The sequence below is a fragment of the Dokdonella sp. genome, from assembly GCF_035511235.1.
Taxonomy (GTDB): Bacteria; Pseudomonadota; Gammaproteobacteria; order Xanthomonadales; family Rhodanobacteraceae; genus Dokdonella.
Genome location: NZ_DATKFQ010000010.1, coordinates 1 through 24,800 on the forward strand (window position 1 = coordinate 1; position 24,800 = coordinate 24,800).

18 protein-coding genes are annotated in these 24,800 nt (G+C 72.2%); 8 read left to right on the forward strand and 10 right to left on the reverse strand.

Annotation, left to right across the window (positions count from 1 at the left end; translation table 11 throughout):
• The 5 genes from VMR06_RS05725 to VMR06_RS05745 all read right to left on the reverse strand — a co-directional run.
• Positions 1 to 185 (reverse strand): helix-turn-helix domain-containing protein (locus tag VMR06_RS05725; protein WP_325373957.1); only part of this gene is annotated, 185 nt, incomplete at its 3' end.
• Positions 186 to 784: 599 nt separating this feature from the next.
• Complete coding sequence (locus tag VMR06_RS05730) at positions 785 to 2,092, reverse strand: ABC transporter permease (protein WP_325373959.1); 1,308 nt, start codon at positions 2,090 to 2,092, stop codon at positions 785 to 787.
• Positions 2,093 to 2,104: 12 nt separating this feature from the next.
• A complete protein-coding gene (locus VMR06_RS05735; protein WP_325373961.1) occupies positions 2,105 to 3,268 on the reverse strand; it encodes an ABC transporter permease in 1,164 nt (387 codons plus the stop codon).
• Between the two features lie 79 nt (positions 3,269 to 3,347).
• Positions 3,348 to 4,037 (reverse strand): ABC transporter ATP-binding protein, encoded by a 690-nt coding sequence (locus VMR06_RS05740; protein ID WP_325373963.1) that lies wholly within the window; start codon positions 4,035 to 4,037, stop codon positions 3,348 to 3,350.
• 95 nt (positions 4,038 to 4,132) lie between these two features.
• The gene (locus VMR06_RS05745; RefSeq protein ID WP_325373964.1) at positions 4,133 to 5,368 is read right to left on the reverse strand and encodes an efflux RND transporter periplasmic adaptor subunit; all 1,236 of its coding nucleotides are present in this window, start codon (positions 5,366 to 5,368) and stop codon (positions 4,133 to 4,135) included.
• A 100-nt stretch (positions 5,369 to 5,468) separates the two neighbouring features.
• On the opposite strand from VMR06_RS05745, the gene VMR06_RS05750 reads away from it, so the two are divergent.
• The 5 genes from VMR06_RS05750 to VMR06_RS05770 all read left to right on the forward strand — a co-directional run bounded on the left by VMR06_RS05750 (position 5,469) and on the right by VMR06_RS05770 (position 12,394).
• Positions 5,469 to 5,888 (forward strand): DUF3052 domain-containing protein, encoded by a 420-nt coding sequence (locus VMR06_RS05750; RefSeq protein ID WP_325373966.1) that lies wholly within the window; start codon positions 5,469 to 5,471, stop codon positions 5,886 to 5,888.
• Between the two features lie 113 nt (positions 5,889 to 6,001).
• Entirely contained in the window at positions 6,002 to 6,478 is a 477-nt protein-coding gene (locus VMR06_RS05755) for a bacteriohemerythrin (protein WP_325373968.1), read from the forward strand.
• A gap of 520 nt (positions 6,479 to 6,998) precedes the next feature.
• Positions 6,999 to 8,372, forward strand: coding sequence for a TolC family protein (locus VMR06_RS05760; RefSeq protein ID WP_325373970.1), 1,374 nt, complete (start codon positions 6,999 to 7,001; stop codon positions 8,370 to 8,372).
• Between the two features lie 5 nt (positions 8,373 to 8,377).
• A complete protein-coding gene (locus VMR06_RS05765) occupies positions 8,378 to 9,319 on the forward strand; it encodes a hypothetical protein (RefSeq protein ID WP_325373971.1) in 942 nt (313 codons plus the stop codon).
• A 3-nt stretch (positions 9,320 to 9,322) separates the two neighbouring features.
• Entirely contained in the window at positions 9,323 to 12,394 is a 3,072-nt protein-coding gene (locus VMR06_RS05770) for an efflux RND transporter permease subunit (protein WP_325373973.1), read from the forward strand.
• 67 nt (positions 12,395 to 12,461) lie between these two features.
• Here the strand turns inward: VMR06_RS05770 and VMR06_RS05775 are convergent, their stop codons facing one another.
• Positions 12,462 to 14,117, reverse strand: a complete 1,656-nt coding sequence (locus tag VMR06_RS05775) for a hypothetical protein (protein WP_325373975.1) — start codon at positions 14,115 to 14,117, stop codon at positions 12,462 to 12,464.
• Between the two features lie 280 nt (positions 14,118 to 14,397).
• Between VMR06_RS05775 and VMR06_RS05780 the strand changes: the two genes are divergently transcribed.
• Both VMR06_RS05780 and VMR06_RS05785 read left to right on the forward strand, forming a co-directional pair.
• Positions 14,398 to 17,181 (forward strand): protein kinase domain-containing protein, encoded by a 2,784-nt coding sequence (locus tag VMR06_RS05780; RefSeq protein WP_325373977.1) that lies wholly within the window; start codon positions 14,398 to 14,400, stop codon positions 17,179 to 17,181.
• Between the two features lie 20 nt (positions 17,182 to 17,201).
• On the forward strand, positions 17,202 to 17,888 hold the full coding sequence (locus VMR06_RS05785; protein ID WP_325374139.1) for a fumarylacetoacetate hydrolase family protein: 687 nt from the start codon (positions 17,202 to 17,204) through the stop codon (positions 17,886 to 17,888).
• Between the two features lie 126 nt (positions 17,889 to 18,014).
• On the opposite strand, the gene VMR06_RS05790 is transcribed toward VMR06_RS05785, so the two are convergent.
• Genes VMR06_RS05790 through VMR06_RS05805 form a run of 4 tightly spaced genes read right to left on the reverse strand, consistent with a single transcriptional unit; the run spans position 18,015 to position 24,214 of the window.
• Positions 18,015 to 21,221, reverse strand: coding sequence for an efflux RND transporter permease subunit (locus tag VMR06_RS05790; protein ID WP_414648070.1), 3,207 nt, complete (start codon positions 21,219 to 21,221; stop codon positions 18,015 to 18,017).
• Positions 21,211 to 22,470, reverse strand: a complete 1,260-nt coding sequence (locus VMR06_RS05795) for an efflux RND transporter periplasmic adaptor subunit (protein WP_414648071.1) — start codon at positions 22,468 to 22,470, stop codon at positions 21,211 to 21,213. The genes VMR06_RS05790 and VMR06_RS05795 overlap by 11 nt, the downstream gene beginning before the upstream one ends.
• 14 nt (positions 22,471 to 22,484) lie before the next feature.
• A complete protein-coding gene (locus VMR06_RS05800) occupies positions 22,485 to 23,762 on the reverse strand; it encodes a TolC family protein (protein ID WP_325373981.1) in 1,278 nt (425 codons plus the stop codon).
• 56 nt (positions 23,763 to 23,818) lie between these two features.
• A complete protein-coding gene (locus tag VMR06_RS05805) occupies positions 23,819 to 24,214 on the reverse strand; it encodes a hypothetical protein (RefSeq protein ID WP_325373983.1) in 396 nt (131 codons plus the stop codon).
• A 164-nt stretch (positions 24,215 to 24,378) separates the two neighbouring features.
• On the opposite strand from VMR06_RS05805, the gene mscL reads away from it, so the two are divergent.
• Complete coding sequence (gene mscL / locus VMR06_RS05810; RefSeq protein ID WP_325373985.1) at positions 24,379 to 24,798, forward strand: large-conductance mechanosensitive channel protein MscL; 420 nt, start codon at positions 24,379 to 24,381, stop codon at positions 24,796 to 24,798.
• The last annotated feature ends 2 nt before the right edge of the window (positions 24,799 to 24,800 follow it).

The following is a 24,800-nucleotide window of genomic DNA, read 5'->3' on the forward strand; positions in this document are numbered from 1 at the left end:
TTCGCCTCGTAGCGAACCCGCTTCCCCGGCTCCATCTCTACCTCGTTACGCGCCAGCTCGCGCGAGACCGTCGACACGTCCCGATCCAGACCACGAGCGATCGCACGCAGCGATGATCCATTCCTCCGCTCGATCTGGATCGCCGCGCGTTCCTCTGCGCTCAGATGCTGATACTGTCTTGCCATGGCGACACCCTATCCGTTCCTGGGTGTTGCGCTTGGAAGTTGAGACTAAGAAGTATCGTCCGCTGCCAACGGAAAGAAATCTCATGCGACCTGCTCCCTCGATACGTCCCGGTGGTCCCGACAGGTGCCGACTATCGGTCATCCGGCCGCTGTCCATCCATGCTGAAAAGCACACTTTGACATCTTGGACCCCGCGCCGTCCGCGGTGCGCTTCCAAGCCAGGCGACAGTACACTCGTCAGCCCCGCATCCCTGAAGGGCCTCACTCATATCGGCCAGCCTCGCTCATCATCGATGGAGTAAGAATTGCTCACGAGACGACAGCATGGCTCGGCACGCATGACCCCGGACTGCCAGTAGCAGTTTCCGCCGGAAAAATCACCAACGCAGGCCGCGCTACGTTGCCCGAAACGGCGGATGCACGAATCCACCTGTTATGAAGTGAAGACGTCGCCCATGCCAGGTAAAGCAGATCGGCGAGCGGACAGTCCGAAGCCGCACATCAATGCGGATCATCTATCGCGTGACATCGGATCGGGAAGATCACTCGCCCCATGCACTCCGACATGAAGGGCGCACGCGCCCTTCACCGCCATCCGATCACGACTCGCGCAACGCCGTCGTCACCGGCAGGCGCGACGCGCGCAGTGCCGGCAGCAGGCCGCCAATGAAGCCGATCGCCAGCGCCCACTTGACGCCGGTCCACAGCAGCGCCGGCGAGACGTCGAAGCGGAACACGACCTGGCTGAAGTTCGCGCCGAGCGTGGAGACCGTGTAGTTGTCGAAGATCGCCCAGGCGATGCCGGCGCCGAGCAGGCCGCCGAGCAGGGCCAGCAGCATCGTCTCGAGCATCACCGAGATCAGCACCGGCGGCGAGCGGAAGCCGATCGCGCGCAGCGTGGCGATCTCGCGCGCGCGCGTCGCGACCGCGGCGTACATCGTGTTGAGCGCGCCGAACATCGCGCCGATCGCCATGATCGCGGCGATCGCGATGCCGACGATCCGGATCGTCTTGGTCAGCTGCTCGGATTGCGCGGTGTAGTAGTCGAGCGTGGTCTTGGCGTCGACCTTCAGGCGCGGATCGGCCGCCAGCGCAGCCTTGAACGTGTCCAGCGCCTCGGGCGCGGTCAGCCGCACGGTCGCCGACTGGTAGCCGCTGCGCCGGTACGCCGAGGACACCGTATCGACGTCGCCGAGCAGTTCGGACTCGTGCGCGTCGCCGGATTCGAACACGCCGACCACGCTCCACTGCTGGTTGTTGAGATTGATCGTCGCGCCGGGTTCCAGACCCTCGAACTGAGCGCGCGCGCCGCGGCCGACGATCATCTCGCGCAGGCCCGGCGTGAACGCGCGGCCTTCGACGATCTTGACGTTGGGACGCAGCGCCCAGGCCTGCGGACCGATGCCGCGCACCTCGACGTTGGCGTCGGTGCCGGTCGACTTCTTCGGCAGGTTGGCGACGACGACCAGCTCCGGCGAGACGATCGGCTTGCCGTCGGCATCGCGCAGGATGCCCGGCATCTGCGCGATCAGCGTGGCGTCCTCGCGCGACAGGCCGGAGCTGAGCTCGGCGGTCGCGCCGCCGCGCAGGATGATCGCGGTCTCGGTGTCGCCGGTGCTGCGCAGCGTCTTCTGCAGACCGTCGCCCATCGCCAGCAGCGCGACCAGCACGCCGACGACGCCGGCGATGCCGACGACGATCACCGACGAGGCGCCGAGCCGCTGCGCCAGCGTCGAGACGCCGATCCAGGTCACCGCGGCGGCCTGGCGGCCGCCGCGCGTGAACGCCATCCACAGCAGCAGCACGACGAACAGCGCGCCGAGCAGCCAGCCCGGCAGCATGATCCACGCGAACAGCGAGAGCAGCATCAGCGCGAGCGTGGCGAGTCCCCGCAAGAACGATTTCATGGCGTCTTCTCCTCAGCGTCCGGCCAGCGCATCGACGATCTTCAGCCGCATCGCGCGCAGCGCCGGCAAGGCGCCGACCAGCACGCCGATCAGCACCATCACGATCAGGCCGATCGTCCAGGTGGCCGCACCGACCGCGGGCAGCTGCACCGCACCGCCGCTGGCGGCGCTGACGATCGGCATCAATGCGGCGGCGATACCGAGGCCGAGCACGCCGCCGAGCACGATCAGCAGCACCGCCTCGCCGAAGACCAGGCCGAGCACGGTGCGATCGGAGAAGCCGATCGTCTTCAGCGTCGCCAGTTCCGGAATGCGCTCGCGTACGGCCTGCGCCATCGTGTTGCCGGTCAGCAGCAGCAGCGTGAAGAACACCGCGCCCATGATCGCGCTGACGATCAGGCCGATGTCGCCGAGCTGCTTGGCGAACGAGAGGTTGAACGCCTGCTCGGTCTGCGTCTTGGTCTCGTGATCGGAGTTGGCCGAGATCGCGTCGATCGCGCGCGCGATCTCGCTGGACTGGTTCGGGTCGGTGACCCGGATCGTGATCCAGCCGACCTCGTGCGCGTTGTAGGCGTTGGCCTCGTCGAAGTAGTCCCAGCGGAACAGCAGCTGCTGCTCGATGCCGCGCTGCTTCGGGTCGCGCGCCTCGTAGATGCCAACGACGTCGAAGGTCCAGCTGGTCTCGCCGGTCGCCTTGTTCGGATAGATCGCGCCGGTGACCGGCACCTTGTCGCCGACCTTCCAGCCGAAGCGGTTGGCCAACGTGCGTCCGATCAGCGCACCGGTGCGCGTGGACTCGAACGCCTGGCGCTGCTCGGGCGCGATCACGTAGTCGGAATAGACCTCGAAGAAGTTCGGGCCGATCGCGATGTTGAAGCCCTGGTTCTTCGGATCGGTGTAATAGCCGCCGAACCAGTTGGCCCAGGTGAGGTTCTTGACGCCGGGCGTGGCCTGGATGCGCGGGATCAGGCTCTGCGGCAGACCCTGGATGATCGAGAAGCGCGAGGAGACGATCATGCGGTCGACGCCGGCCGCCTCGCCGCCGGCATTGAACGCGACGCGCACGCCGTCGAGCAGGCCGAACAGCAGAAACGCCGCGAGCACCGACAGCAGCGTCAGCACGGTGCGCGTCTTGCGGCGGAACAGCGCCGCCCAGATCAGATGCAGGTATTTCATGGCATGAAGTCCTCTACGAGGGACCGGGCAGGCTGGACGGGATGAGCTGCGGCCGCGCGGACGCGACGGGCCGCGGCGCTCAGGCCGCGACGCCGGTCCCGACCAGGGTGCCCTTATCCAGATGCAGCGTGTGCGAGGCGTACTCGGCCGCCTTCGGATCGTGCGTGACCATGATGATCGTCTTGCCGTGCTCGCGGTTGAGCGTCTGCAGCAGGCCGAGCACGTCCTCGGCGGACTGGCGGTCGAGGTCGCCGGTCGGCTCGTCGCAGACCAGCAGCGTCGGATCGGACACGATCGCCCGCGCGATCGCGACGCGCTGCTGCTGGCCGCCCGACAGCTCGTTGGGCTTGTGGCCGGCGCGGTCGGCCAGGCCGACCAGCTGCAGCGCGATCGACGCGTTGCGGCGGCGCTCGGCGGCCGAGAGCTTGGTCAGCAGCAGCGGCACTTCGACGTTCTTCTGCGCGGTCAGCATCGGCAGCAGGTTGTAGAACTGGAAGATGAAGCCGACGTGGCCGGCGCGCCATTTGGCGAGCGCGCCGCCGCCGAGCGTGTCGATGCGCTGGCCGCCGACCGAGATGCTGCCGCCGCTCGGCGAGTCGAGTCCGCCGATCAGGTTCAGCAGCGTGGTCTTGCCGGAGCCGGACGGTCCCATCAGTGCGAGGAAGTCGCCGGCGGCGATGTCGAGGTCGATATGGTGCAGCACTTCGACCTTCTGCTTGCCGCGCTCGTAGACCTTGCTGACGTCGCGGATTTCGACCAGTGTGCTCATCGCTCGTACCTCGTCTCGAAACCGGCCGCTGCGGGCCGAAGGTGGTGTCGCATCCCAACGCCTTCGTCGCGAAGGCTCCGATTCGCCGTCCTGCCTTACTGCGGTGCCGTCGTGTCGACGCGTGCGCCGTCGACGAGGGCCGGCGGCGGCGCGCGGACCACGCGCGTGCCGACCGGCAGCCCTTCGACCAGGCGCAGGTCCGCATAGCTCTGGCCCGGCGTCACCGATTGTGCGCGCACGCGCTCGCCGTCGATCACGTAGACCTGGCTGCGGCCGTCGCGCTGGACGATCGCCGAGGCCGGCACCAGCACGCCCTTCGGCGGCTCGGCGGCGGCGGCGGCCGGCTTGGCCTCCTCGAGGAACGACACGCGCGCGCCCATGTCCGGCAGGATCCGCGGATCCTTCTGGCGCAGGCCCACGCGTACCTTGACGGTCGCCTTGCCGCGATCGGCGGTCGGGATGATCGCGATCACGTGGGCCGGGATCGTCCAGTCCTGGTACGCGTCGAGCACGGCCTGGGCCGGCGCACCGGCGACGACGCGGTTGATGTAGGACTCGTTGACGTCGACCTCGATCTCGAGCGAGTCCATGTCGACGATCGTGCCGATGCCGGTGCGCGTGAAGCCGCCGCCGGCCGACAGCGGCGAGACGATCTCGCCGACCTGGGCCGCCTTGGCGATCACGATGCCGCCGAACGGCGCACGCACGGTCGTGTAGTCCAGCTGCACCTGCGCGCTGCGCAGCTGCGCCTCGGCGAGGTCGGCATAGCGCTGCTGCGCGAGCAGCTGCGCCTGCAGCGTCTCGGTGCGCGTGCGCGCGGTCTCCTCGGCCTGCTGCGAGACCAGCTTGCGGCCGACCAGCTCGGTCTGGCGTTTCAGATCGCGCCGCGCCTGGGCGAGCTCGGCCTGGTACTGGCCGATCTGCGCGCGCGCCTGCGCGAGCTGCGCCCTGGCCTGGCCGAGTCCGGCCTGCTGCGCGGTGTCCTCGAGCCGTGCCAGCACCTGGCCGGCCTCGACGCGCTCGCCTTCCTCGATCAGCACCTCGGTCAGCGTGCCGGTGATCTGCGCCGACACGGTCGCCTGACGGCGCGCGGTCACGTAGCCGGTGGCCTGCAGCACGGCGGTGGCGCCTTCGCCGCTGGCGACCGGCGCGACCGCGACGGCGGCCTCGACGGCGACCGGCTGCGCGCGCCCGAACAGCCACCATGCACCGGCGCCGGCCGCGGCCAGCAGCACGACCACGGCGGCGACGATCCACGGCGCCTTCGACGCCGGCTCGGGCGTGGTGCGATCGATGCGCAGCTGGTTCAGAAGATCGCTGGTATTGCTCATGTCCCCTTCCACACGCCCCATCCGGCCGGCGAGTCTGCCATAGACTGTCGATGCGACAGAGGTGCCGCAAGGCATCTCTTTCATGACGCCGGGGTGATGCATGTCAGGTACCGAGGGCTATTCCGGCAAGCCGCCATGGCAGAAGCTGGGCCTGACGCCGGCGCTGCGCGTTCATCTTCGCGGACTGCCGGCGGCCGACTACGCGGCGCTGACCGGGATGGCGCCCGGCACGCTCGATCCGGTCGGCCCGCGCGCGGCGTTCGACCTGGCGCACGTGTTCGTGACCTCGTCCGCGGAGCTGAGGCAGGCGCTGGCCGCGCTCGATCCGCGCCTGCCGCCGGCCGGCGCGATCTGGGTATCCTGGCCCAAGCGCAGCGCGCGCGTGCCGACCGACGTCAGCGAGGCCACGATCCGCGCCGTGGCGCTGCCGCTCGGCCTGGTCGACGTCAAGGTCTGCGCGATCGACGCGGTCTGGTCCGGGCTCAAGCTGGTCCGGCGCAAGGCGCTGCGTCCGGCCTGAGGCGCGGCTGCGGCGACGCGCCGCAACCTACCTCGCATCGGTGCTTGACGCCGGTCAAGCGATGCCGCGGCGCGGCCGACTAGGCTGCGCTCCCGCATCGCAGGAGACCGCCCATGCACGTGCTCGCGCAGACCAACGAGCTGATCCGCTGGGGTCCGGAACTCAGCGTCGGCATCGAGGAGATCGACAACCAGCACCGCGTGCTGGTCGACCTGCTGAACGACCTCAACGCCGCGACGCTCGCCCATCACGGCGCGCAGGAGGCGCCGCAGATCCTCGAGAAGCTGATCGACTACACGCGCATCCACTTCGCGGTCGAGGAGAGCCTGATGCGCCTGTTCGACTATCCGGACTACGAAAGCCACAAGGACAGTCACGACAAGCTGGTCGAGGAGGTGCTGAGGCTGCGCCACCGCGTCGTCGTCGAACGCAAGCCGATCACGTTCGAGCTGCTGCACTTCCTCAAGAAGTGGCTGACGATCCACATCATGGAGTCCGACGCGCACTACACACCGTACTTCCTGAGCCGTGGCATTGCCGCGACCAACCGCAAGCCGTCGTGGTGGGAGCGCCTGCGCGGCCGCGGCTGAGCGCCGGATCGCGCACACAGGACGCGCTCTGACGCGGCGCTCGCGCGCCGCCGGGAGCGCGGCCGGTCCGGCGCGGCCGATCGCATCTCCGGGCGCTCGATAGGCAGGCGGCGCGGCAGATCCCGGCGACGCGCGGCGGGATCCGCCCGGACACGGCGGCAACGCAGCGGCGCCCGATCGCGCGCGAGGGCCGCCTTCCGGGCGAGCCGGATCGCCAGTCCGCTGCCCTTCCACCCAGGTCCGCAAACTCCTACACCGGCCTGACCACGCCGCAGGCCGGCCGGAGCGCGCCGCCGCGGCGCCCGCCGATCCTGGCCGTATGTGCGAGCGGGCATGGACATTCCGCATCGCACAGGGAAAACTTCCCGGGTGCGGCAACGGCCGCGCAGCCGACGATCGGATCGGGGAGACCATGATCTCCTCGACCAACGGGGAGGGAGATCGCGTGGACCTCGCGGTTCGCAACGGTCGATGGCGGGCGCGGTATATGCTGCTTTGCAGCATGGCGCCCGCAACAGCCGTGGCGGCATTCGTCGCTGCCGTCGCCGGCGGCTGCGCGCATTACGCGCCGGCACCGCTGCCGCCGGCCGCGACGCTGGCCGCGTTCGAGGCACGTACGCCCGGCGATGCTGCGCTGCGCGAACGGGTGGCGACCCTGTTTCCGGCACTCGCGATCGACTGGCCGCCAGCGCGCTGGGACCGCGCATCGGTACTCGCGCTGGCGATCGCCGCCAACGACGCGCTCGGCGTCGCCCGCGCCGAATACGCCGCCGCGGTCGGGCGCGCTGCCGTTGCCGGCCTGCCGGCCGATCCGGGACTGTCGGTGCAGACCGAGTACGCGCGCCGCGAACGGCAGCCGTGGCTGTACGGTCTCGGCCTCGACCTGACGCTGCCCTCGCCGGCCCGGCGCCGCCTCGACCAGGCGATCGCCGATGCCGAGGTGCAGGCCGCACGGGCCGATCTGCTCGCACAGACCTGGCAGCTGCGCCAGCGCGTGGCGACCGCGCTGGCGGCGCGCGAGGCCGGCCGGCGCCGCGCGTCGCAGTTGGAGCGGCTGGCCGCGCTGCAGCAGCGGCGCGCCGACCAGATGGACCGGCGCGTCGCGGCCGGCGAGGACGCGGCCGCGGACGCGCTGCCGGCACGCGAGGCGGCCCTGCACGCGGCCGCCGCACAGGCCGATGCGATGACCGCGCTGGCCGAGGCGCAGGCCGCGTTCGCCGAAGCGCTCGGCCTGCCGGCCGCAGCGGCCGACGCGCTGGCGGTCGACTGGCCCGACTGGGGACGGCCGCCGCCGCTGGCGCCGGACCTGCTGGCGGCGCGGCGCGAGCAGGCGCTGCTGGCGCGCGCCGATCTGACCGCGCTGATCGCCGCGTACGACGCGGCCGAGCGGAGGCTGCAGCGCGCGATTGCGCGGCAGTATCCGCAGTGGGTGCTGTCGCCGGGCTACGAGTGGGATCACGGCATCGTCAAGCTGCCGCTCGCGCTCGGAATGCAGCTGCCGCTGTTCGACCGCAACCGCGGCGAGATCGCCGACGCGTCCGGCGCGCGTGAGGTGGCCGGCGCGCGCCTGGTCGCGCTGCAGGCCGCGATCCATGCGCGCATCGATGCGGCACGGGCCGCCGAGACGCTGGCGGCCGATGCGCTGGCCGCGGCCGAGCGGCGCGCCGCGGCGGCGGCCGACCGGCAGCGCCGCGCCGGCCGTGCGCTCGAGCTCGGTGCGATCGACCGCAGCGAAGCACTCGCCGCCGGGATCGAGGCCGCCGAGACCGCGCTGGCCGTGCTCGACCGGCAGATCGCGCTACAGAGCGCACGCCTCGCGCTCGAGGACGCGCTGCATGCGCCGCTGTCGGGCCCCGAAACCACCCTCGCCTCGCCTGCCGGAGCCCCGCGATGAGACCCATGAGCGCAATCCGCGCGATCCGCACCACGATCGCAGCCTGGCTGCTCGCGACGACCTGCCTGGCCGCGGCGCCGGCCGCGGACGACGACGACGACGGCGGCGATGCCCTGAGGCTGACGCCGGCCCAGGTCGAGGCGATCGGCCTGCGCGTCGCGGCCCCGGTCGCGGCCGCGCCGCCGCGGCGGATCGCGGCCTACGGACGCGTGCTCGATTCGGCGCAGCCGATCGCCGCATTCGCGGCGGCCGACGGCCAGCGCGCGGCCGAACGCGCGGCGCGGCTGGAACGCGACCGGCTGCGCGGCCTGCACGCCGACGGCGCCGCCGCCGCGCTGCGCCGCGTCGAGGCGGCCGAGGCCGAGCTCGCGGCCGCACAGGCGGCACGCGCCGTCGCCGATGCGGCGCTCGTCGCGCAATGGACGCCGCTGGCCCGCCTCGATGAGACCGCGCGGCAGGCGCTGCTGGCGCGTCTGCGCGACGGACGCAGCGTGCTGGTCCGCGCCGACCTGCCGGGCCGGCAGCGTCTGGCCGTCCTGCCCGAGCGCGCTCAGGTGCGCGTCGACGGCGTCGAGCACGCGGCGCAGCTGCTCGGCGCGCTGCGCAACGGCCAGACCGCGCTGCCGGCGCTGCTGCTGGAACTCGCGCTCGACGGCCTCGGTGCCGGCGTCCCGCTGGCGGTCACCCTCGACGGCGAACCGCTCGCCGGCTTTCTGCTGCCGCAGGCGGCCCTGCTGTACGACGAGCACGGCGCGCACGTCTACTGCGAGGAGGACGCCGCCGGCGCGGCCGACCGCCGCTACCGGCGGCGCGCGGTCGAGCTGCTGATGCCGGCCGGCGAGGCCTATCTGGTGCGCGGCGTCGACGCCGACGACCGCATCGTCGTGCACGGCCTCGGCCTGCTCTGGTCGATGCAGGGCGGTCCGGTGACCGACGACGACGACTGACGCATGCTCGCTGCCCTCGTCCGCGCCTCGCTGGCCCATCCGCGCATCGTCGCGGCGCTGGCGCTGCTGGTCACGCTGGCCGGTGCGTTCGCGCTGGCGCGCGCGCGCTTCGACGTGTTCCCGGATTTCGCGCCGCCGTTCGTGCTGGTGCAGATCGAGGCGCCGGGCCTGTCGGCGCCGCAGGTGGAGGCGCAGGTGACGCGGCCGGTGGAGTCGCTGCTGGCCGGCACCGAGAACGTCGCGACGATCCGCTCGAGCTCGGTGCAGGGCCTGGCCGCGATCCGCGTGATCTTCCACCGCGGCAGCGATCCGCACCGTCAGCGCCAGGCCGTGATCGAACGGCTGTCCGAGGCCGCCGGCCTGCTGCCCGACGGCGTGCGCGCGCCGCAGCTCTCGCCGCTGTCCTCGTCGATGGAGTACCTGCTGCACTTCGGCTACACCAGCGACACGCTCGATCCGCTCGCGCTGCGCGATCTGGTGCAGTGGTCGGTCAAGCCGCAGATCCTGGCGGTGCCCGGCGTCGCGCATGTGCAGCTGTTCGGCGGCCAGGCGCGCGAACGCCGCGTGGAGATCGACCCGCTGCGCCTGGCCGCGGCCGGGCTCGGACTCGACGCGGTGGTCGAGGCGATCGCGGCGGCGACCGCGCCGGCCGGCGCCGGCTACGTCGAGACCGCGTTGCAGCGGCTGGTGGTCCAGCTCGAGCCGACCGCGACCGATGCCGCCGCGCTGGCAGCGGCGATCGTCGACGTCGCCGACGGCGTGCCGCGGCGGCTCGGCGACGTGGCGACCGTCGTCGACGGCGCGCAGCCGCTGTTCGGCGACGCGACGATCGCCGGCAAGCCGGGCATCCTCGTCGAGACCTCCTCGCAGTTCGGCGCGAATACGCTGGAGGCGACGCGCGCGCTCGAGGCGCGGCTCGACGCGCTGGCACCGGCGCTGGCGGCGCAGGGCGTCACCTATCATCCGGCGCTGCTGCGGCCGGCCAGTTTCGTCGAGCACGCGATCGAGAAGATGCGCCGCTCGCTGTTCATCGGCGCCGCGCTGGTGGTCGCGCTGCTGCTGGTGATGCTGCGCGACTGGCGCGGCGCGCTGATCTCGTTCAGCGCGATCCCGCTGGCGCTGCTCGCCGCGGTCTGGCTGCTGTCGGCCTGGGGCTTCAGCCTCAACACGATGACGCTCGGCGGCCTGGTCGTCGCGCTCGGCGTGGTCGTCGACGATGCGGTGATCGATGTCGAGAACATCCTGCGCCGGCGCCGCGAGGCGGCCGCCGGCACCGACGTCGACGCCCTGTTCGCGGCGGCCTCGCTCGAGGTGCGCCGGCCGGTGTTCTACGCGACGGCCGCGGTCGCGGTCGCGTTCATGCCGATCCTGTCGATGAGCGGCCTGCAGGGCGCGTTCTTCGGTCCGCTGTCGATCGCGTTCCTGCTCGCGGTCGGGCTGTCGCTGATCGTCGCGCTGGCGGTCACGCCGGCGCTGTGCATGCTGTTCATGCGCGACCACGCGCCGGCGCCGGAGGCGCGCTTCCTCGACCGCTGCAAGACCGTGCAGCGTGGCATCGTCGCGCGCGCCGCGGCGCGCCCGTTGCTGCCGGCCGTGCTGCTGATCGCGACCGGCGTGGCCGGCGTCGCGCTGCTGCCGCTGTTCGGCGCGCGGCTGCTGCCGGACTTCCGCGAGACCTATCTGATCGCGCACAGCAGCCTGCGGCCCGGCGTCGCGATCGCCGAGACCGCACGCGTCGGCCGCGAGGTGTCCGGTCGTCTGCTCGAGATCGACGGGGTGCGCAGCGTCGCCCAGCAGATCGGCCGCGCCGAGAACGGCCAGGACACCGATACGCCGAACGAGAGCGAGTTCGAGATCCGCATCGAGCCGACCGCGGCGCGTCCGCTCGAGGCGATCGAGGCCGACATCCGCGCGGTGTTCGAGCGCTACCCGAACCAGCAGGCCGAGGTCTATTCGGTGCTGGCCGAGCGCATCGGCGAGACGCTGACCGGCGAGAGCGCGCCGTTCTCGGTCGGCGTGTTCGGCAGCGACCTCGACGAGAACGACCGCGTCGCCGCGGCGATCGCCGAGGTGATCGGCGATCTGCCCGATGCGGCCGGCGTGCGCCTGGTGGTGCCGCCGCGCGAGCCGCAGCTGCGCGTGCAGCTCGACACCGAGGCGCTGACCCTGCACGGACTGGCCGCCGGCGAGGTGCTGCGCACGATCCAGGCCGCGTTCCACGGCACGGTCGCGGCCGAGATGACGCTGCCGGACCGCAGCCTGCCGGTGGTGGTGCGTATCGTCGGCGGCGACGGCGGACCGGACGCGCTGCGGCGCCTGCCGCTGCGCGGACGCGACGGCGCGACCGTCATGCTCGGCGAGCTCGCGTCGATCGACCTGGTCAGCGCGCGCAGCGTGCTCGACCACGAAGACGGATTGCGCCGCCAGATCGTCGTCGCGCGGCCCGAAGGCGGCGACCACGTCGGCTTCGCGGCGCGTGCGCGCGAGGCGATCGCCGCCCAGGTGACGTTGCCGCCCGGCGTCTACCTGCGCTACGGCGGCAGCGCCGAGGCGCAGCGCGCGGCCGCGCGCGAGCTGATCGTGCACTCCGGATTCGCCGCCGTGGTGATCGTGCTGCTGCTGGCGCTCGCGTTCGGCCGCGCGCGCCACGTCGCGCTGACGCTGGCCGCGCTGCCGAGCACGCTGATCGGCGGGGTCGCCGCGCTGTGGCTGAGCGGCGGCACGCTGAACCTCGGCGCGATGGTCGGCTTCGTCGCGCTGTTCGGCATGGCCGCGCGCAATACGATCCTGCTGATCTCGCACTACGACCATCTGGTGCACGCCGAGGGCGCGCCGTGGACGCTGCAGACCGCCCTGCGCGGTGCGGCCGAACGGCTGACGCCGGTGCTGCTGACCGCGCTGCTGACCGCGCTGGCATTGCTGCCGGTCGCACTGCAGAGCCGCGAGGCCGGCCACGAGATCGAAGGGCCGATGGCGATCGTGCTGCTCGGCGGCCTGGTGTCCTCGACCCTGGTCAGCCTGCTGCTGATTCCGCCGCTGGCGGTGCGCTGGCTGCGCATGGCGCCGGCGCGCTGACCGCGCGACCGCCGCGGCGCGCGGACCTCCGCTGTCCGCGCGCCGCACCCACCACCACGGGGAAACCTCAGTCGAAGCCTTCGGCCAGCAGCGAATCGGGCACGCCGGCCGAGCCGCGCAGGTACAGCTGGGCCAGCGTGTTGATGCCCTGCACGTTGACGCGCACCAGCACGTCGCCGTTGCTGCTGGCCCAGCCGTCCTCGCCGAGATAGTTCTGATCGATCAGGCCGGACGTGGTGACCGAGGTCACCGCCCGATCCTCCAGGCCGGTCGCGGTCGGCAGCTTGACCAGATCGCCCGGTCCGAGCTCGCGCACCGGCGCCGCGCCGGGGCGCAGCCGCCAGATGCCGCGTTCGTTCGGGTTGCCGACCTCGCCGAAGATCAGCACCTCGCCGCTGTCGAGCACCTGCGTGCGGTGGAACTCGCGCCACGGCCGGCCCGGCGCCGCGGCGTAGCTGCCGGTGTCGCCGACGATCGCGATCGGCTCCGGCGGCAGGCCCGGCTGCAGGCGCCAGACGCCGGCGGTCGAGCTGGTGCCGGCGATCGGCTTGATCGTCGTGCGCAGCAGGCCGTAGCGGCCGGCCGCGGCCAGCTCGGTCGGCGCGCCGGTCGCGTTGAACACGTAGCCGCTGTAGCCCGGGCCGAGGCTGCCCTCGACGTTGTACAGATAGACCGGCGCGTTCTGGCCGTCGGCGTGCAGAAAGCCGCCGTTGCTCGAGCCGGCCGGCGAGCTCACGCGCGCCCAGAAGTAGAACGCGTCGCGATGCGCCGGGCGGATCGCGCCGAACTCGCTGAACGTGTAGGAGGTGTCGCTCATCCCCGGCCCGAGGCTGCCGGTCACCGCCGCGCGCGCCTGCACTTGCGGCGCACCGCGGCACAGCGAGAAAATGCCGCGGCCGTTCGTTGCGCTCTCGCGGAACGCGGCGGCGACGTAAACCTCGCCACGGCTACCGACCACCGGCATGTCGATCGTGTAGCTGCCGCTGTCGTAGAACACCGCTGAGCCGATCCCGGGCGCATAGGCGGGTTCGCTCGATCCCTCCAGCAAGCAGGCGCGATTGCCGACCCCTCCCTGATGCAGGATCACCGCGTGCAGCGAGCCGGTCACGGTCGCGTCGATCAGGACCCGCTGTCCCGGCAGCGCGCGGGCGCGCGGGTAGCCGGTGCTGGTCGTCGTGCCGAGATTCGTGAACACGACGCCGGCGCCGAGGCCGGGGCCGAGCGCACCTTCGGTATTGAGCCGCGCGATCTCGGCATTGGCCGAGCCGTTCCACATCCAGACGCCATAGGTCGCCGCGTCGGCCGGCTGGGTCGGCTCGCCGGCGCGCGCGCCGAAGACGCGATGGGCCTGGCCGCTCGAATCCTGCTTCTGGAACAGCGTGCGGAACACATGACCGGCCTCGCCGCCGCTGCGGCCCGGCCCGGTCGCGCCGGTCGCCATGTTCTCGGCGATCGGCGTCAGCGTGCCGTTGCGTTCGGCCCACAGCGAGAACGGCGTGGCGCTGCCGCCGTTGCGCGCGAAGCCGAGTGCGCCGTTGCCGCCGCTGGCCAGCGAGGCCCATTCCAGATCGAAGGCGGTCGCCGACGGCAGCAGCGGCGGAATCGACAGGCCCGAATCGGTATCGGCGGCGACGACGCGCCAGTCGGGTGCGGCGTGGGCGGCGCTCGCGCCGAGCGCGAGCGCACAGGCCAGGACCAGGGCGGTGGGGCGGGTACGGAACATCGGGGCTACTCCATGTCATGCGAACGGGCGGGACGCTGCGGGCGGCCGGATCGGACCGGCACGGCCGGCACCGGCCGCGGCGGCGAACCAGGCGGCGGCAGTCTAGGCAGCGTGCCGCGCCGGGTCGGCACGGATCGGCACCGGCGCGGTAACGAAGCGGTAACGGCATCGATCCGGCATGCCGCTGCGATGACATATCGATGATTCAACTGAGAAAGTGCGCCGCGCGACGCAGACAGGGGTGGCTGCGCGCGCGGCTCGGACATGAGGCGGAAGAACGATGAAAGACACCCCATCCCCGCGTGAGCAGACCTGCTACCGCTACCGGTTCGGCACGGCGGAATTCGACGAGGCGACCTACGAGCTGCGCGTGGCCGGGCTGCGCGTGGAGGTCGAGCGGCGCGCGCTGGAGGTGCTGGCCTGCCTGCTGCGCCACGCCGGCGAGGTCGTCACCAAGGAAGAACTGTTCGCCGAGGTCTGGGCCGGACGCGTCACCGTCGACAAGGTGCTGCCGAACGCGATCGCCAAGCTGCGGCGCGCGCTCGGCGAGGCCAATGCCGAGCTGCTGACGACGCAGGCCCGGATCGGCTACCGCCTGAGCGGACTGATCGAGCGCGTTGCGATCGGCCGCACGCTGCCCAATCCGCTCGCGCTGCGCGCCGGCCAGCCGGTGCCGGGCCGCGAGAACTTCATCCTGCGCCGCCAGCTCGGCGGCCATCACGACAGCGAGGTCTGGCTGGCCGAGCACGCCAAGACGCACGAGCGGCGCGTCTACAAGTTCGCGGTCGGCGACGACCGGCTCAAGGCGCTCAAGCGCGAGGCGACGCTGGCGCGCGTGCTGCAGGAGAGCCTGGAAGGCCCGCGTCCGTTCGTCGATCTGATCGACTGGAACTTCGAGAGCACGCCGTTCTTCCTCGAGTGCGGCTACGGCGGCGAGAGCCTGCAGGCCTGGGCCGAGCACGCGCTGGCGGCGCTGCCCACGGACGAGCGGCTCGCGCTGTTTCTCGACGTCGCCGACGCGGTCGCCGCCGCGCACGCGGTCGGCGTGCTGCACAAGGACCTCAAGCCCGCCAACGTGCTGGTCGAGACCGACGGCGACCGGCGCCGCGTGCGCCTGACCGACTTCGGCAGCGGCCGCATGCTCGATCCGGATCGCATCGACGAGCTCGGCATCACCCGCTTCGGCCTGTCGGCGACGCAGCATCTGGCCGCCGACTCCTCGTCCGGCACGCCGCTGTATCTGGCGCCGGAGGTGTTCGCAGGACACGCCTCGACCGTGCGCAGCGACGTCTACGCGCTCGGCGTGATGCTGTATCAGCTGATCGCCGGCCAGATCGCCAAGCCGATGGCGTCGGGCTGGGAGCAGGACGTCGACGATCCGCTGCTGCGCGAGGACATCGCGCAGGCCACGCACGGCGATCCGGCGCAGCGCATCGGCAGCGCTGCGGAGCTGGCCGCCCGGCTGCGCGCGCTGCCGGCCCGGCACGCCGCGCTCCGTCGCAGCCGCGAAGCGGAGGCCGAGGCCGCACGCGAGCGCGAGGCGCTGGCGCGCAGCCGGGCGCGGCGTCCGTATCTGATCGCGCTGGTCGCGGTGCTGGTCGCCGGCGTCGTCAGCGCGCTGGCGCTGTACCGCGCCGCCGTGCAGGCACGCGACCAGGCCCAGCGCGAACTGGCCTCGGCGGTCGCGATCAACCGCTTCCTCAACGAGGACCTGATCAGCCGCGCCAATCCGCTGGTCGTCGCCAAGGGCCAGGGGGCGACGCTGCAGGACGTGCTGATCGGCGCGCGCGACCGCATCGCCGGCCGCTTCGCCGAACAGCCGCTGGTCGAGGCCTCGATCCGCAGCAGCCTGAGCGCGCTGTTCAACACGATCGAGCGCCTGCCCGACGCCGAGGACGAGGCGCGCCGCGCGCTGGCGCTGTACGAACGCGAGGAAGGCGCGGCCAGCCTCGATGCGCTGAAGGCGCGCGGCGCGCTGATCCGCCTGCTGACGCGCACCGCCAAGTTCGACGAATGCCTGCGCGAGCTGCAGACCTTCGACCGTCTGCTGGCCGGCTCGACCGAGCCGTATGCGGCCTACCTGCACGCCCATGCCTGGGCGGTCTACCACATGAACCGCGGCGACTACGCCAAGGCGCTGCCCGAGTACCGCAAGGCGATTCCGGTACTGGCCGAACTCGAGCCGCACAACCGGATCCTGCGCGATTCGCTGCGCATGGACCTGATCGGCGCCCTGACCCAGACCCGCCAGCTCGACGAGGCGCGCCGCGAAGGCGAGGCGCTGATCGCCGAGATGCGCGGCCGCGGCGACGAAAACGGACTGGCGATCGCGTTCACGCGCGCGGCGGTCGCGCGCGCCTGGTCGCTCGAGGGCGACTTCGACACCGCACGGAACCAGCTGCTCGAGGCGCAGAAGACGATCGTCGCCCTGCTCGGCCCCGAGCACACGCGCAATCTGATGGTGCAGAGCGACCTGTTCGACATCGCGATGCGCCGTCAGGACTGGCCGGCCGCGCTCGACTATGCGCAGCGCGTGCACGAAGGCTTCCGCGCCAAGTTCGGCGAGGACCACAACATCAGCGACGCGACGCTCGCCAACTGGGGCCAGGCGCTCTACGAGAGCGGCGATGCCGCCGGCGCCTATGCGCGCCTGGCGCCGGCGCAGCGGCGTCTGGCCGAACGGCTCTCGGCCGACAATCCGCAGGCTCAGATCGCCGCCTTCTGCACCGCTGCGGCGGCCATCGAGAGCGGCCGTCTCGACGCGGCCGAGGCGATCCTGGCGACGTTGAAGACCGACGCGCTCGAGGCCGGCGGTGCGGATGGACTGTGGGCATACCGCCTCGATGCGCTGCGCGGCCTGCTCGCCGCCGCACGCGGCCAGCGCGACCGGGCCGATGTCGCGCTGCGCAGCGCACTCCTCGGCGTCGAGGGACACGACGAGCCGACGGGCCGCGTGTTCGAGTCCGCTCGCCGCGCGCTGGCCGGCGGTGCGGCGGCCAACGGCGCTTCCGCGCCGGCGGCGCACGCCGCACAATCGCCGCTTTCCCGGAAGAGTCCGCCATGACCGACGCCACGACCGACGCCATGACCTTTGCCTTCGGCGCAGCGCCGATCGCCAGCGTGCCCATCGCCGGCGAAGCCGAGCGCTTCCCGGTGCACCGGATCTACTGCATCGGCCGCAACTACGCCGACCACGCACGCGAGATGGGCGCGACCGCGGACCGCTCGCAGCCGGTGTTCTTCATGAAGCCGGCCGATGCGGTCGTGACCGACGGCGCCGACGTGCCGTATCCGCCGGCGACCGGGGACCTGCATCACGAGGTCGAGATGGTCGTCGCGCTCGGCGGCGGCGGCCGTGATATCGCCGTGGCCGACGCGCTGGACTGCGTGTTCGGCTACGGCGTCGGCCTGGACCTGACGCGGCGCGACCTGCAGGCGCGCGCCAAGGCCGGCGGCCTGCCCTGGGACGTCGCCAAGGGCTTCGACCATTCCGCGCCGGTCTCGGCGCTGCGGCGTGCCGCCGCGATCGGCCATCCGGCACGCGGCGCGCTGACGCTGCACGTCGGCGGCGCGCTGCGCCAGAACGGCGACATCGCCGACATGGTGTTCAGCGTCGCCGAGGTCATCCACGAGCTGTCGCGGCTGTACGAACTGCGTGCCGGCGACCTGATCTTCACCGGCACGCCGGCCGGTGTCGCCGCGCTGCAGCGCGGCGACGTCTTCGTCGCGGCGCTGGATAGCGTGGCGACGCTCGAGGGCCGCATCGTCTGAGGCCGCAGCATCTCCGACACGGGCGCCGCGGGTCCGCATCGACGCGACGCACGCCGGGGATCGTCTGAAACCGCTCGCGAGAATGCGCGGCCGGCACCGGACGAGGCGCCGGCCGCATCCATGACTTCAAGCCGGCAGCGGCGCCGCCGCGTCGCGCCGGTGCAGCATCCGGTACAGCGCCGGCAGCACCAGCAGGGTCAGCAGCGTCGAGGACACGATGCCGCCGATCACGACGGTCGCCAGCGGGCGCTGCACCTCGGAGCCCGCACCGACGTTGAAGGCCATCGGCACGAAGCCGAGCGAGGCGACCAGGGCCGTCATCAGCACCGGGCGCAGCCGGCCGAGCGCGCCGTCGAACACCGCGCTGTCCAGTGCCTGTCCCTGCATGCGCAGCTTGTTGATGAACGCGATCATCACCAAGCCATTGAGCACGGCGACGCCGGACAGCGCGATGAAGCCGACGCCGGCCGAGATCGACAGCGGAATGCCGCGCAGCGCCAGCGCGACGACACCGCCGGTCAGCGCCAGCGGCACGCCGCTGAACACGATCGCCGCGTCGCGCAGCGAGCCGAACGCCATGAACAGCAGCGAGAAGATGATCAGCAAGGTCACCGGCACGACGACCGCGAGGCGCTGCCCGGCCGAGATCAGCTGCTCGAACGTGCCGCCGTAGCCGATCCAGTAGCCGGTCGGCACGTCCACCTGCGCGGCGACCGCCTGCTGCAGATCGGCGACGAAGCGGCCGAGGTCGCGGCCGCGCACGTTGGCGGTGACGACGACGCGGCGCTTGCCGTTCTCGCGGTTGATCTGGTTGGGCCCGTCGCGCGTCTCGATCCGCGCGACCTCGCGCAGCGGCACCGTGTGCGGCGTGCCGACCGCGAAGCCGCCGGCACGGCTGGACTCGTCGCCGCCGTCGCTGCCGCCGAGCGGGATCGGCAGGTCGGCCAGTGCGGCCGGGTCCTGGCGCAGAGGCTCGGGCAGGCGCACGACGATGTCGAAGCGGCGATCGCCCTCGAACAGCTGGCCGGCGACCTCGCCGCCGATCGCGGTCGCGACCGTGTCCTGCACGTCGCCCGGATTGAGGCCGTAGCGGATCAGCGAGGCGCGGTCCGGCGTGATCGTCAGCATCGGCAGACCGCTGGCCTGCTCGATCCTGACGTCGGCCGCGCCGGGCACGCCCTGCGCGACACGCTCGATGCGCCGGCCGATCTCGAGCAGGGTGTCCAGATCGTCGCCGTAGACCTTGATCGCGACGTCGGCGCGCACGCCGGAGATCAGCTCGTTCATGCGCATCTGGATCGGCTGCGTGAACTCGTAGTTGTTGCCGGGCAGACGCCGTACCTCGGCCTCGATCTCGGCGATCAGACGGTCGCGCGGCTTGCGCGGATCGGGCCACTGCGCGCGCGGCTTGAGCATCACGAAGGTGTCGGCGACCGACGGCGGCATCGGATCGGTCGCGACCTCGGCGGTGCCGAGCTTGCCGAACACGCGCTCGACTTCCGGCAGGCGCACGATGTGCTTCTCGAGCGTGGTCTGCATCGCCACCGCCTGCTCGAGGCCGGTGCCGGGAATGCGCATCGCGTGCAGTGCGATGTCGCCCTCGTCGAGGTTCGGGATGAACTCGGCGCCGAGCCGCGTCGCCAGCCAGCCGCAGGCGAGGACCAGCAGCGCCGCCGCCGCGACGACCCAGCCGCCGCGCCGCAGCGACGCGGTCAGCAGCGGTGCGTAGCCGTGCCGCGCGGCGCGCATCAGCCGGTTCTCGTGCTCCTGGACGCGGCCGCCGAGCAGCAGCGCGATCGCCGCCGGCACGAAGCTCAGCGCGAGCAGCATCGCGCCGCTCAGCGCGAGCACGACGGTGATCGCCATCGGATGGAACATCTTGCCCTCGATGCCGGTGAGCGCAAAGATCGGCAGATACACCGCGGTGATGATGCCCAGGCCGAACAGGCTCGGCCGGATCACCTCGGCGGTGGCCTGCGCGGTCAGCGCGTGACGCTCCTGCGCGGTCATCACCCGGCCGAGCCGCTGCTGCATCTCGCCGAAGCGGCGCAGGCAGTTCTCGATGATGATGACCGCGCCGTCGACGATCAGGCCGAAATCGAGCGCGCCCAGGCTCATCAGATTGCCCGAGACGCCGCCGCGCACCATGCCCGAGACCGTGAACAGCATCGCCAGCGGGATCACCGCCGCGGTGATCAGCGCCGCGCGGATGTTGCCGAGCAGCGCGAACAGCACGACGATCACCAGCAGCGCGCCTTCGATCAGGTTCTTGGAGACCGTGCGGATCGTGCGGTCGACCAGGGCGGTGCGATCGTAGACCGGATGCGCGTCGACCCCGGCCGGCAGGCTGGCGCTGGCCTGCTCGAGCCGCGCCGCGGCCGCCTGCGCGACCTCGCGGCTGTTCGCGCCGACCAGCATGAATACCGTGCCGAGCACGACCTCGCCGCCGTTCTGGGTCGCCGCGCCGGTGCGCAGCTCGGGCCCCTCGCCGACCGCGGCGACGTCACGCACGCGGATCGGCACGCCCTCGCGCCGGTCCAGCACGATGTCGCCGATCGCGTCCAGATCGGCGATCTGCCCGGGCAGCCGCACCAGGAACTGCTGGCCGTTGCGCTCGATGTAGCCGGCACCGACGTTCTGGTTGTTGGCGGCCACCGCGCTGACGACGTCGTGCAGCGTGAAGCCGAGCGCGACCAGCCTGGCCGGCTCGGGCGTGATGTGGATCTGCCGCGCATAGCCGCCGATCGTGTTGACCTCGGTGACGCCCGGCACGTTGCGCAGCTGCGGCCGGATCACCCAGTCCTGCAGCGTGCGCAGGTCGGTCGCGGTCCACGGCGTGCCGTCGGGCTTGCGCGCCTCGGGCGCAGCCTCGACCGTGTACATGAAGATCTCGCCGAGGCCGGTCGCGATCGGCCCGAGCTGCGGATCGAGCCCCGCCGGCAGCTGCGAGGCGGCCTGGCGCAGCCGCTCGCCGACCTGCTGCCGCGCGAAGTACAGATCGGTGCCGTCCTCGAACACGACAGTCACCTGCGACAGCCCGTAGCGCGACAGCGAACGCGAGTAGTCCAGGCCCGGCAGGCCGGCCATCGCGGTCTCGATCGGATAGGTCACGCGCTGCTCCGCCTCCAGCGGCGAGTAGCCGGGCGCCTCGGTGTTGATCTGCACCTGCACGTTGGTGATGTCGGGCGTGGCATCGATCGGCAGGCGCGAGAAGCTCCAGACGCCGAGTGCGACCAGCGCCAGCGTCAGCGCCAGCATCAGCCAGCGATGCGCGACGGCGAAGCCGATGACGCGTTCGAGCACGCCGTCGGGCGGCCGGACCTCAGTGCTCATGGGCGGCTCCCGACTTCTCGATGTCGGCCTTGACCAGATAGCTCTGCTCGACGACGACGCTGTCGCCGGTCGCGACGCCGGCGCGGATCTCGACCTGGCGGTCGTCGCGCTTGCCGAGCTCGACCGGGCGCACCTCGTAGACGTCGCCGACGCGCACGAAGACCGCATCGCCGCCGCGGAACGTCTGCAGCGCCGACAGCGGCACGACGCGCTCGGCCGGCTGCTGCTCGACGGTGATGCGCGCGCGCACGGCCGAACCGGGCCGCCACAGGCCGTCGGCATTGTCGAGGCTGGCGCGCGCGACGGTGCTCTGGCTCGCCGTCGCGGTGCCGGGCAGGATCCGCTCGAGCACGGTCGGCGCGGCGACGCCGTCGCTCATCCGCGTGACCGTGACCGGCACGCCGGGCCGCAGATGCTGCGCATCGGCGCCGAATACGTGCAGGTCGACCCAGATCGTCGACAGGTCCGCGATCTCGAACAGCGCCATGCCCTCGCTGGCGACGCCGCCGACGGTCGCCTGGCGCGACAGCACGGTGCCGGCGATCGGCGTGGTCACCGCGTAGTCGGTCAGGCTGAGGTTGCTCTCGATCGTCGCCAGCCGCTGTCCGGCGCGGACGCGGTCGCCGACCTGGGCGTCGAGCCGACGGATCGGCCCGGGAAAGCGCGCCATGATCGTCGCGGTGCGTCCCTCGACGGGCGTCAGCAGGCCCTGCATCTCGTGCTCGTCGGCGATGAGGCCGGGACCGACCGCGGCGACGCGGATGCCGGCCTCCTCGGCGATCGCCGGCTCGATCCGGGTACGGCCCTCGTAGCTCTCGTAGGCGAAACGCAGCGGCTGGCCGTCGATCGTGGCCTCGATCAGGACGTCGAACGAATGCGGCTCGGCGACGACGCCGGCGCCGCCGAGACTGCCGTCGGCTTGCGCGCTCAGCAGGTGACGTTCGACGGCGCCGCCGAGCCGCGTCAGCGTGACCTCGACGCGGCCTGCCTCCGGCGGCAGCGGCTGGCCGTCGCGATACAGCCAGGCCTGCAAGCGCGGCGGCGCGCCGTCCTCGGCGATAGCCAGCTCGACCGCTCGGCCGTGCGATTCGAGCACGCGACCGCCGTGCGCACCCTCGGCGCCTTCGGCATCGTGGTCGTCGTGCCCGGCCTCGCCGTGGCCCTCCTCGTGCGCATGGCCGTGCTCCTCGGCCGGTCCGCCGGCACCGCCGCAGCCGGCCAGCAGCAGCGCGGCGGCGCAGATCAGCATCGAAAGTAGCGGCTTCATGGCGTGACTCCTGCAACGGTGGACGCGGCGAGCACGGACTGCCCGGTCAGGCGCTGGATCTCGATCAGCGCCTGCTGGGCGGCGAGTGCGGCCTGCAGGCGCTGCACGAGCGCGCGGGTGTGTTCGGACTGGATCTGCGCCAGCTCCAGATAGCTCGCGGCGCCACCGGCATAGGCGCGCTCGGCCGCAGCGACGCTGCGCACCAGCAGCGGGACCACGTCGCGCTGCAGCCGCTCGACCTCCAGCTGCGCGACCCGGTAGCGGCCGTGCGCGTCGGCCAGCGTCGCGTACAGCGAGAGCGCGCGCGCCTCGCGCTCGATCTCCAGCGCGCCGAGCTCGGCCTCGGCCGCGCGGATGCCCGGTGCAGCACGGCGCGGCGCACCGAGCGGGATCGACACGCCGCCGACCAGGGCCACGTCGCCGTCGGCCTGCAGCCGGCGCACGCCGATCTGCCAGCTCGCGTCGGGCCGCTCTTCGCTGCGCGCCAGACGCAGCCGCGCCTCGCCGATGCGCCGCTCGTCGGCGAAGCGCGCGATCTCGGGCGTGCGCTCGATCAGATCGGCCAGTTGGTCGAAGCCGGCGATCGGCGGCAGCACCAGCGGATCGCCGGCCGCCAGCTCGAAGCGCGGCGTGCGCTCGCCCCACAGCGCGGCCAGTGCCTGCCGCGCGGCCAAGCCGTGCTGCTCGGCGCGCGCCGCGCCGAGCTCGGCCTGCGCCAGCGCCGCGCGCGCGGCCAGCACGGCCGACTCCGGCGAGGCACCGGCGCGCAGGCGCCGCTCGGCGGCGGCCAGCGCCTGCGTGCGCTGGGCGATATCGGTCTGCGCGATCGCAGCCTCGCCCTGCGCACCGGCCGCGGCCAGATAGCGCCGCGCGACCTCGGCGAGCAGGTCGAGGCGGCGGCCTTCGCGCTCGACCGCAAGCGCGTCGATGCGGCTCTGCGCGAGCACGCGGCGCGCGTCGAGCTTGCCGCCGCGTTCGAACACCGAGGCCAGCGTCAGCGTCAGCTCCGCGCCGGACAGGCCGCGGTTCTCGCCGCTGCCGAGCGCGTTCTCGAGCGTCGCGCCGGCGGTCAGCGCCGGCGCCAGCACGGCCTGATCGCGCTCGGCCTCGCGCTGCGTCTGCAGCGCGCCGAACAGGCGCAGATCCGGATGCAGTGCGGCGACGCGCGCGAACGCATCGTCGAGGCTGAGCCGCTCGGCGCAGCGGACAGGGTCAGACGCGGCCGCGCACGCGACCACCATACACGCGGCCAGCGCCGCGATTCGCACAGACATGGGAACACTCCGTCGAAAGAGAACGCAGGAACACCGGCATGCGCCGGCAGGCGGCTCTAGACGAGGATCGGAGGTCGGTACGGGACGCCGCGGCCGGCGTCGCGGCGCAGCGTCTCGGGCGCACGCGACGGCGCAGCGGCAGCCGGCATCGCGGCCGGCAGGGCGATCACGGCGGCACTCGGCACGCTGGCCTGGCCGCAGCAGTGCGCCAGATGCAGCACGTCGTGCAGGATCGACGGCAGCTCCGGCTCATCGGCGACGGCCGGCAGCGGCGCGTCGAACGCGGCGTGATCGTGGCCGTGGCCGACCTGACTCGCGGCCACGTCGTGCACGGCGTGATGGATGTCGGCCAGCCGCGCCAGCAGCGGCTGCGCGGCCACGCACAGCACCAGCCAGATCAGCGCGAGCAGGCGCAGGCGAGCGGGCAGACCGTGGCGGCATCGGATCGACATCGTCCGGCACGGTAGCCGATCCGGCCGCGGCTACACAATCACGCAGCGGCCGCGAGCGGCACCACGACGCCCGCGGCGCACGGGTGTCCGCATCGCCGTGACGGCGTTAGAGTAGCGGCCGCCGCCGCCGAGCGCGGCCCCATTCACCGACCGAGAGGGATGCCATGAGCTTCTTCAGTGAATTCAAGACGTTCGCGATGCGCGGCAACGTGATCGACCTCGCCGTCGGCGTCGTCATCGGCGGCGCGTTCGGCAAGATCGTCTCGTCCCTGGTCGATCAGGTCATCATGCCGCCGATCGGCTATCTGATCGGCGGCGTCGACTTCTCGGCCTACAAGCTGGTGCTGGTCCAGGCCGGCGCCGACGGCAAGGGCGAGGTCGCGGTCCAGTACGGCGCGTTCTTCAATACGCTGATCCAGTTCATCATCATCGCGTTCGCGATCTTCCTGGTCATCAAGGCGATCAACCGCCTCAACCGCAAGGAAGAGGCCGCGCCGGCGGCGCCGCCGGCCGACGTCGTACTGCTGACCGAGATCCGCGATCTGCTCAAGGCCGGCCAGCCGATCGGCAAACCGACGCTCTAAAA